Source organism: Ralstonia flaminis, assembly GCF_958415495.1.
GTDB lineage: Bacteria > Pseudomonadota > Gammaproteobacteria > Burkholderiales > Burkholderiaceae > Ralstonia > Ralstonia flaminis.
On the sequence record NZ_CATZLL010000025.1, the window covers coordinates 25,486 to 34,879 of the forward strand.

At 59.6% G+C, this 9,394-nt stretch carries 8 protein-coding genes; 7 read left to right on the forward strand and 1 reads right to left on the reverse strand.

Annotation, left to right across the window (positions count from 1 at the left end; all coding sequences use genetic code 11):
• The first annotated feature begins 80 nt into the window (after nucleotides 1–80).
• The 5 genes from R2N11_RS25680 to R2N11_RS25700 all read left to right on the forward strand — a co-directional run bounded on the left by R2N11_RS25680 (nucleotide 81) and on the right by R2N11_RS25700 (nucleotide 5,168).
• Nucleotides 81–1,007 (forward strand): cation diffusion facilitator family transporter, encoded by a 927-nt coding sequence (locus R2N11_RS25680; protein WP_316682895.1) that lies wholly within the window; start codon nucleotides 81–83, stop codon nucleotides 1,005–1,007.
• Nucleotides 1,008–1,160: 153 nt separating this feature from the next.
• A complete protein-coding gene (locus R2N11_RS25685; protein ID WP_316682896.1) occupies nucleotides 1,161–1,685 on the forward strand; it encodes a cytochrome b in 525 nt (174 codons plus the stop codon).
• Between the two features lie 48 nt (nucleotides 1,686–1,733).
• Complete coding sequence (locus R2N11_RS25690) at nucleotides 1,734–4,034, forward strand: heavy metal translocating P-type ATPase (protein WP_316682897.1); 2,301 nt, start codon at nucleotides 1,734–1,736, stop codon at nucleotides 4,032–4,034.
• Nucleotides 4,031–4,663, forward strand: coding sequence for a hypothetical protein (locus tag R2N11_RS25695; protein WP_316682898.1), 633 nt, complete (start codon nucleotides 4,031–4,033; stop codon nucleotides 4,661–4,663). The genes R2N11_RS25690 and R2N11_RS25695 overlap by 4 nt, the downstream gene beginning before the upstream one ends.
• Nucleotides 4,664–4,727: 64 nt before the next feature.
• Complete coding sequence (locus tag R2N11_RS25700) at nucleotides 4,728–5,168, forward strand: universal stress protein (protein WP_316682900.1); 441 nt, start codon at nucleotides 4,728–4,730, stop codon at nucleotides 5,166–5,168.
• Nucleotides 5,169–5,392: 224 nt separating this feature from the next.
• Here the strand turns inward: R2N11_RS25700 and R2N11_RS25705 are convergent, their stop codons facing one another.
• Nucleotides 5,393–6,841: a hypothetical protein gene (locus R2N11_RS25705; protein ID WP_316682902.1), complete on the reverse strand. Its 1,449-nt coding sequence runs from the start codon at nucleotides 6,839–6,841 to the stop codon at nucleotides 5,393–5,395.
• Between the two features lie 357 nt (nucleotides 6,842–7,198).
• Between R2N11_RS25705 and R2N11_RS25710 the strand changes: the two genes are divergently transcribed.
• Both R2N11_RS25710 and R2N11_RS25715 read left to right on the forward strand, forming a co-directional pair.
• Nucleotides 7,199–8,191: a DNA-binding protein gene (locus tag R2N11_RS25710; protein WP_316682903.1), complete on the forward strand. Its 993-nt coding sequence runs from the start codon at nucleotides 7,199–7,201 to the stop codon at nucleotides 8,189–8,191.
• A 198-nt stretch (nucleotides 8,192–8,389) separates the two neighbouring features.
• Nucleotides 8,390–9,082, forward strand: coding sequence for a DUF433 domain-containing protein (locus R2N11_RS25715; protein WP_316682904.1), 693 nt, complete (start codon nucleotides 8,390–8,392; stop codon nucleotides 9,080–9,082).
• Nucleotides 9,083–9,394 lie beyond the last annotated feature (312 nt).

A 9,394-nucleotide genomic window follows, 5' to 3' on the forward strand; every position in this document is an offset into this window, starting at 1 on the left:
ATAGCGATAACCATCAACGTGGGTGCGCTCGCGACGACCGAAGCAGCGGCGTACTCCACGTGTCCTAACGTAGATGAATCATGCGACATCCCGAAGACCTCGATCTCAAGATCGACCTGGATACCGAAGACAGTGCGACCAAGCAGGCAGCCGCACGGCGCAGCACGCTGGTGAGCGTGGCCGTCAACCTGGGCTTAACCGTTGCACAAGTCGTGGCGGGCATCCTGGCCGGCTCCCAGGCGCTGGTGGCCGATGCCATCCACTCGTTGTCCGATTTGATCTCGGACTTCGTTGTGCTGTTTGCCAGCCACCACAGCCAGAAAGGACCGGATGCAACGCACCACTATGGGCATCAGCGCTTCGAGAACGCCGCGTCGCTGGTGCTCGGCTTGCTGTTGCTGGCCGTCGGCGTCGGCATGCTTTGGAATGCAGTGGTGAAGCTGGAGCACCCCGAGGCCATTCAGCCAGTCAAGCTCATCGGCCTGTGGGTCGCTCTCGGGGCGCTGGCGGCAAAGGAACTGCTGTTCCGCTACATGCTGGCCGTTGCCGAGCGTGTGCGCTCCAGCATGCTGGTTGCCAACGCCTGGCACGCACGCTCGGACGCCGCCTCGTCGCTGGTGGTGGCGCTCGGCATTGTGGGCAATGTGTTCGGCTACCGCCTGCTTGATCCTGTGGCTGCCCTGATCGTCGGCCTGATGGTGACGCGCATGGGTTGGCAGTTCGGGTGGGAGGCGCTGCACGATCTCATGGACCGTGCCGTCGACCAGGAAACCGTTGAGGCGATTCACCAAACGATGCTGGAAACGCCGGGCGTGCATGGCGTACACGACGTCAAGACTCGCCGCATGGGCGACATGATCCTGGTCGATGTCCACCTGGAAGTCGATGCGCGTGCCAGCGTGAGACAGGGCCACGACATTGCATTGGAAGCGCGGCGCCGCGTCATGCTGCGCCGCGATGTGCTCAACGTAATGACCCACGTGGACCCGGTGGAGGCACCGACCTAAACGCGAGGGGGCAGTTTTTTGATCTGCGACAACTGTTTTCCGTATCGCGGCGGCGATCGGTCAGAAGTCGCTGGTCCGCGACGGGGCATGCGAGTACATAGATGTTGTACTGCGCAGCCATGATTCACGCATTCTCAATTTCTAGGTGGTTTTATGCGCTCCGAACCGAAGTACTCCCTTGCCATGCGATCCCTGCATTGGCTGGTATTCCTGGCCGTCACGATTGCCGTGGTGGCGATTGAGATACTCGACTTTTTCCCCAAGGGCAGCACCACGCGCGCCGCCGTATTTGTCGTTCATCAGACCGCGGGGCTGTCCGTGCTCGCGTTGATGGTGCTGCGTTTATTTGTCCGTTGGGGAACCCAGCCGCCGGCACCGGTCCCTGGCCCACAACTGCTGCAGCGTGCAGCACGCCTCACGCATGGCGTGCTCTACCTGTTGATGGTCGGGATGCCCATTCTCGGCGTGCTGGCGCTGGCCTGGGGTGGCAAGCCGATTCAGCCGTTCGGGCTGACCTTGACGCTACCCCTCGTGCAGGACAAAAGCTTGGCGAGCCTCAGCAAGGAGGTGCATGAGTCAGGTGCCACGCTCGTGTACATCTTTGTTGGGCTGCATGCGGCCGCAGCACTCTGGCATGAGTTCATGCTGAAAGACCGATTGTTGCGTCGCATGATCTAGCGCAACAAACGGTTCTCCCAGGTCGCTATTCGCGCAGGCCCATCGTTCATGGAATCCGGCTTCCGTCATCTCAATATGGCGCTGCTCGCTGTCTCGGCCGCGACGCTGGCGGCCGGATTGTTGGCGCGCTACCTCAATGCCGATGCGCTTGCGCGAGACCTCTGGCTAGTTGGTGTCGTCCCGAACTGGCTCGCCCTGGCGGCGACGATTACCCGTTCGGTCATGCGGCGACAAGCCGGGGTAGACGTCCTGGCGCTGTTGTCGATCAGCTTTGCCCTGGTGTCAGGGGAGGTCTTGGTTGCTGCCGTGATTGCCCTGATGCTTGCGAGCGGGCGAGCACTGGAGGATTTCGCGCAATCGCGCGCGCAGCGAGAGATGACGGCACTGTTGAGCCACGCGCCAAAACGGGCCAACCGCTTCCACAGCGGTCAGTGGCAGCAGGTTGATCTGGCTGACGTTCAGGCGGGGGATCGCCTGCTGGTGCGGCACGGCGAAGTCGTTCCCGTGGACGGTACGCTGTCAGAGCCGGCGGACCTCGATGAAGCCACGCTGACGGGAGAATCGATCGCTCGACATCGCCGCGCGGCAGATGCGATCTGCAGCGGCGTGTTGAATGTCGGTACCGCCTTTGAAATGGTGGCGGGCGCGTCAGCAGAGAACAGCACGTTCGCCGGTATCGTCCGCCTGGTCAGCGCGGCCCAGGCGGAGCGCAGCCCTTCAGTGCGGCTGGCCGACCGCTACGCCGTTGCTTTCTTGGGCGTTACCGTTTTCCTGGCGGGGGTCAGTTGGATACTCACCGGCGACTCGACGCGATGCCTGGCTGTGTTGGTCGTCGCTACACCTTGCCCATTGATTCTCGCCGTGCCGGTCGCGATCGTCTCTGGCATGTCGCGTTGTGCAAAGCGAGGGGTGCTAGTCAAAGGCGGTGGGGCCCTCGAACAACTCGCTCTGGCCGACACACTGTTCTTTGACAAGACGGGAACTCTGACCAGCGGGTACGCCCGTTTAGTCGATATTGAATGTGACCATCGCTATCGACCGGACATGGTGCTGAGCCTCGCCGGTTCGCTCGCCCAAGCATCGAATCATGTTGTGGCGGAAGCCATCGCCAAGGCAGCCCATGAGCGCGGAGCTGCGCTGCAACTTCCCAGTGACGTTGTCGAAAACCCAGGTGCAGGTGTTCAAGGTCGCGTGGGTGGTCACGTCGTTGCGATTGGCACGTTGCCCCACGTCCTGGGGACATCTGATGTGCCTGCCTGGAGCAAGGGATTCATCAAGCGTGTAGGTTACGCGGGTGCGTCGGCTGTCTTTGTTGGGGTGGACGGTGAACTGGTCGGCGCACTGCAGTTGGTCGACCGCATCCGTCTCGAGACGCCCCGTGCGCTGCGTCTTCTGCGTCAGGAGGGCGTGCTGCGTCAGGCGATGCTGACAGGCGACCGGCCTGACGTTGCCGAGTCCGTTGGGGCCATGTTGGGGGTGACCGAGGTCTACGCGTCGCTGTCGCCGGCAGCCAAGCTGGCAGCCATCCAGGAGGCTCGCGCGACCAGCAAGGTGATCATGGTTGGGGACGGCGTGAATGACGCCCCGGCGCTGGCCGCAGCGGACATCGGTGTGGCGATGGGCGCCCGCGGGGCGGCGGCGTCCTCCGAGGCGGCGGACGTGGTTCTGTTGGTCGACAGGCTGGATCGACTGGTCGAGGCCGTACGGATCGCGCGCCGGACACGGCACATCGCACTGCAGAGCGTGGCGATCGGGATGTCGATGTCTCTCGCGGCGATGGCTGCCGCGGCTCTAGGCTATCTGCCGCCATTGGCAGGTGCAATGCTGCAAGAAGTGATCGATGTACTCGTCATCGCCAACGCCTTGCGCGCCCTCCGGCCAGCTGCAAACGAGACGATGCCTTCTCTTGCGCCTACCGACGTTGAACGCCTCAAGGCGGAGCATGCAGAACTGGAACCCATCATGGATCGGATCCGTGTCATGGCGGACACACTGCCCCACATGGAGGGCAGTGCGGCAAAAGCTGAGCTGCTGGCACTGAACCGATCTCTGACTGAGGTTCTTGTGCCGCACGAGCGCCGAGACGATACCGAGCTCTATCCGGATGTAGCACGCCTGCTCGGCGGAGAGGACCCGATGGCCGCGATGAGTGGCATGCACCGCGAGATATTCCGGGTGACCAACGTTCTCGGCCGGATCGTTGCGGATATTTCTGTTGAAGGACCCGACGCACTTGTCACGCAAGAGCTGCAGCGTCTGCTGTATGGCTTGGAGGCGGTCCTGCGTCTGCACTGTGCCCAGGAAGATGAGTTGTTTCATGTCCTCGGCAGGGAGGCAGGATCGTCATGACGAGTTTGTCGGCTTTGTTTTTAACGATCTTTCTACTGAATGTGGTGCCGGCTTTTGCTCCGCCAACTTGGATGGTGATGTCCTGGATTGGCTTCTCACAACCCGACGCCAATCCAGCGCTTCTTGCAGCCGTGGCTGCTTGTGCGGCAACTGCCGGTCGACTGGTCCTGGCGCGGCTGTCCTGCGTACTCGTACGTAACCGCTGGATGCGCGAGTCGGATCGCCAAAACATCGATGTGGTCCGGGCCTGGTTGGAGGACCGCAAAGGCATGACCGTGGGGTTGGTACTCGCGTATGCGTTCAGCCCGTTTCCCTCCAACTTCGTCTTCATTGCCTACGGCCTGACCAGCATGCGTCTGTGGCTGATTGGCTTGCCGTTTTTCGTCGGCCGTTGGGTGAGCTATCTGACCTGGACACACATCGCCCAGATTGGTGCACGTTATCTGGATGAGGAGTCCGAGATCGACGGCGCTTATATGGGTATCTACTTTGTCCTGTCGCAGGCGTTGTTCCTGGCCCTCGTATACGGGTTCGCAAAGATTGACTGGCGCTATTTCCTGCAAACGAAACGCATACGCTTGCGGCGACCGGGGCCAGTCTCGACGCGTTCCGACGATGCGCGGAGATAGGCAGAGCGCTGATCCTCTCAGGCTGCGAGGTTGAAACTCGCTGCGCTATTACCAGGAGAACACAATGTACGACACCATCATGGTCGCAATCGACGGAAGTCCGACAGCACAACATGCTTTGGACGAGGCGATCGGTTTGGCCAAAACACTCGGCTCGAAGCTGGTCATCGCCCATGTCGTCGACAACACCCACGTCAAATGGGACCTTGGCGCGCTGAATACCCGGAAAGTTACCGAAACGTTGATCGAGCACGGCCATAAGCTTGTTGCGGAAGCGATTCTCAAGGCGCAGCAGGCTGGAATACAGGCTGCCAAGGTTACGACGGATGATCCGCTGACCTATATCGACGTTGCGACAGAACTCGAGAGGATGGCGTTGCAAGCCGGGGCACAAGCCATGGTTTTAGGTACCCACGGCCGACGGGGAGTGCGGCGCGCGTTGCTGGGAAGTGTCGCCGAGAGTGTGGTTCGTTTGTCTTCGCTCCCGGTGTTGTTGGTACGTTAGCGTAAGCCACTTGCCCGGGGTGGAGTGTGCTTGCGACCGCAACACGAGGAGCGCGTCATGCTGGCTGACAAGCTTGGCTGATTCATGACCTGCCTGAATTTCTCAAGCGAGCCAACGCACGAATCGCGCTGGCTGTGCATAAGCTTGAGGCGCATGGCATCAAGCCTGCTTATGTCTGTCAGACCTCGCGCAAGAAGCAAACACCATCCTAGTAGTCAGAAGGCTCAAGCGGTGTTTTGTGCGCGCAGCTGTTCAAACCGCGCGGTAATTGGGTCCAGTACCGCGTCATAAACCGCAACGAGATGAGCAGGCGGCTTGTTCAACTGGTAGGGGACTTCTGCAAGGAGGTGGCCCGGCGAAAATAGTGCTCGCGCAGGCTCGTTGTTGCGCGCCAGAAAGTCGGCGAAGAATTCACCCATCGTGCATTGCTTGAGGCGAACCGCTTCGACAAGCTGCTCCAGTTCGTCGATACTCAAAATCAAGACGGGGTCGCGTGCCTGATCCTCGTCCGGAAACAGATAGTCCGACCTCCCTAGCATCAAATCGCCATAGGTCACGATGATCCGATGGATCGGCTTCCTGGTGAACTCTGGTACCTTTCGAACGTGGGATGCGACGTTGGCCAGTTGGGTATTCGCTTTGAGAATCGTCTCCTTGAACTTCGTCTTGTACTTGTTCACCGAGGCCGAGGCTGGGAGATCCAGTGAGAGTGACTTGTTCTTGACCTCAAATACGATCGTTGCGTCATCCTCGATGATCAGGAAATCGCTGCATGGCCCGGCTACCTGAAATCGTTGGCGGACCTCGTGTTCGTTCAGTACGTGAGAACCGCTACGTCTCAACGATTCCCCTGTGTACGCTTCGAATGCGTCCTCGAAAGCCTGCTTGGCAGCTTTATCTTTGGCGTTCGCAACGATGTCGCTGAACGCGAACTCGATATGCCGGTGCAGGCACGGTGCGCCCCAGAAATACAGCCGCCCTTGCAGTTCGACAAAGGGGAAGCGGTATAGCACATTGGGCTGAAACCATTCATCTTCGTCAAAGTCCTTCAACGCTTGGCCAGCCACTTGGCGCGGTGTAATCACCGTGCGCCAGAAGCTTTGCATCGCCTCAGCGCTGAAGGCGCGCCTGAGGGTCTCCAAATAGGCCGGCTCGAAGACATCGCCGATCCCCACCGAAGCCTTCAGCCACAGAAACATCGCCACCTGCAGATAGACCTCGGCGCGCATGCCGACATGGTTCTCAATCACTTGGCGCAGGCGGCTGTTCGGTTTGAGCCGCCCAAGCAAATCAATCTGGCGAGCAAACGCGCCCATTCCGCGATTCTGCTGATGGGGCACCTGTGCAAGCAGCCACTGCCGCATGAATAGAGCCAGAGGGTGGCCGTTTTTGCGCCACACGTCAGACGCGTCGATCCCGTTCCACGCTTGGTTGATGCAGGTCCTCAGGTCGTTCTGCGACATCTTGGCGTGTCGGTACATGGAAGGCTCATCTCGCAGCGCCCACACTGCGATCCGCTCTGCCACCCAGGGCAGCCTAGCCGCGCGCCCGCGGTCCGCGCCTTGGGCATCGGTCTCGATCAAGTAGTTCGAGACTGCCGTGAGGACTGAGTGATAGTCGAACTTGCGCATGTTATTGCGCACCGGCTTGATGGTCTCGCGGTAGCTGCTCATCGGTGAAATGGGCCGTTGGTGTGCCCCAATTCTAGAGGTGTCACGGTCTCATGCCGAGCAGACCAGAAACACGGCACGCAACGGAGCGGTGAGCGATGACGTCGATGGGCAACGGCAACCGCGATAGGTGAGCGCATTTTTTGGGGCAAGGAGGACCATCTCGGCACCGCTTCTGAAAACCGTCCTACCGACCCAGTTCCGTACCAGGGGCGGGCGCAACCGGCGATCCAAATCAAGATCACACGTGATAATTCACCATTATCGCGTGTGAAAAATTACTTCCGCATTACGCCTTGACGCATTAATTTGTTATGTATATACATGGTACGTAATATGGTATGAAATTGTAGGAGCACCATGGCCCGTGCCGGACTCAGCCGCCTAGATGTAAAGCGCGCCCGCGACTCGCTGGTAGCGCAAGGACAGCACCCGTCGATCGATGCAATACGTATCGCCCTAGGCAATACAGGCTCGAAGACAACCATTCATCGGTACCTGAAGGAACTGGAGGAAGAGGAAGGTGCAGCGTTGAACCGCACTGGCTCGCTTTCCGATGCCATTCAGGACTTGGTCGCGCGGCTGGCTGCGCGCTTGCATGACGAGGCTCAGGCCACGATTGATCAACAGGCCGCCATGTCAGCTGCTCAGCGCCAACAGGCCGAGGCGGAGACCGCCAAGCTGGCCAGTGAGCTAGCGCGGGCTCGCACCGAATTGGCTCAGGCGCATGCCGCCATCACCGATGTGCGGGCAGCGCACAGCGACACGCAAGCCACCCTGCAGCAGCGGACCATCGAGGCCGAACGCTCGTCGCAACAGTCCCAAGACCTCACCGCGCGGCTGGCCGAGCATGAGGATTTTCGGCGTTCGTTGGAAGACAAACTGCAGCATGCGCACCAGGCGCTGGAGCATTTCCGTATCGCCAGCAAGGAACAGCGCGATCAGGAAACTCGCCGGCACGAGCAACAAGTCCAGCAGCTACAGGCGGAACTACGCCAGGCTAACCAGACGCTGATCGTCAAGCAGGGGGAGATCACGCAACTCAACAAGGATGGCGCGCGACTTGTCTCCGAGGCCGGAGCCGCGACGAAGCGTATGCGCGAACTGGAAACGCTCAACGAACAAGCGCAACTTGAACTCAGCCAAGCACGCGTAGATCGGGCTCGAGCGGAAGCGGAGCGTGACACGCTACGTGCAACAGTACAGGCGCAGACGGCAGAACTTGCGGTGGCGCGAATAGAGCGCGAGAACATGGTTGGGGAGCTGGCCAAGTTTTCTGCGCTTCTCGAAGCGCAGAAAGTCATGCTGTCCGACTGCCGGACGCAACTCAGCGCGGCAGGCCCGGCAGCATAGAGAGCGATACCGTCCGCCGGCACCTGCCGCCCACTGGCCAACACCGATGACCGCGCAGCAACCAGGCACTATCCAATAAACTTCAACCCTCTCACAAGAACTGGACCGGAATACCGGTCACGTCACCTCGACCATAGCTAAAATGTTCCGCATGCCTAGAATTCTTCTTGGTCATCGGAATATTTTTGAGAGCGCTCCATGTTTGCAGCCAATGCCGCGGCTTCAACCGCCGAAATCGCGTTCTTGGCCGACCTGTCCGATAGAGAAATCAATCGGCTGGTTGATGACAACGTGCTGCCGCGTGCGCTAGTTGCGCGTAACCGCAGTCGACGGTTTGCGCCGCTGGCAGCCGCCTTTGCTGAGTTCTATTTTCAGACGAGTGAATGCCTGACGCGCTCGGCAAGGATGCACGTCATTGAGGCACTGACGGAGCGAGTCCTGGCGCATCCCCAAACCGAAGCATTGCTGATGCTCAGTGCCGAGATGAAGAGGGTGAGGCTTGATTGGACGGTCGCATATTCAGGCGTTACGGTCGAGCTGACGCCGTACGTCAAAGGAGCGATGGGCCGAGTCGAGCGAGTGCGCCGGGCATTGCGCAGCATCGTGGAAGATCAAAAGACGCTCGGTGGCATGCCGTGCTTTAAGGGAACGAGGCTGCCCATTGCCAATGTGCTAGGCATGGTTGACGAAGGCACGCGGTTCGAGGAGCTATGTTTTGCTTATCCGTTCCTCACAGTGGACCTGATTGAGGATGCCCAAATTTATGCGAAAACCAGGCCACGTTTAGGCCGGCCGAGACGAATCAAGCAGATGTTCCCAGGCGCGCGGCTCGTACGCAGCAAGGTCGTGCAGCTACATCAGGAACCTCATAAGGCAGCGAGTTCCGACTGAGCCGAAGGACTCATGACCACTCGTTGGCCAGTGGGAAGCAAAAATGGACAAGCCTTCGCCAAGGCTCGAGTGGCAAGAGAGAAGTCGCCGGATTTAGATAGCGAGCGTCGCTAGATTTGCTTGAGTCGTACAGATAGCTTTAGGCTGGGTTGCTTCTGCGCTCCGCGCAACTTTTTATTTAACATAACACAAATTACACGATAAAAATTTGTCAGGGCTAAGTTGTAATGTCCGGTTATAGCCAAGTTCAAATGTCCGAGTGACTGGGCGTAGTCTAGCCAGCTCCTGCCAACCGGGAGTTCGCCATGCGTC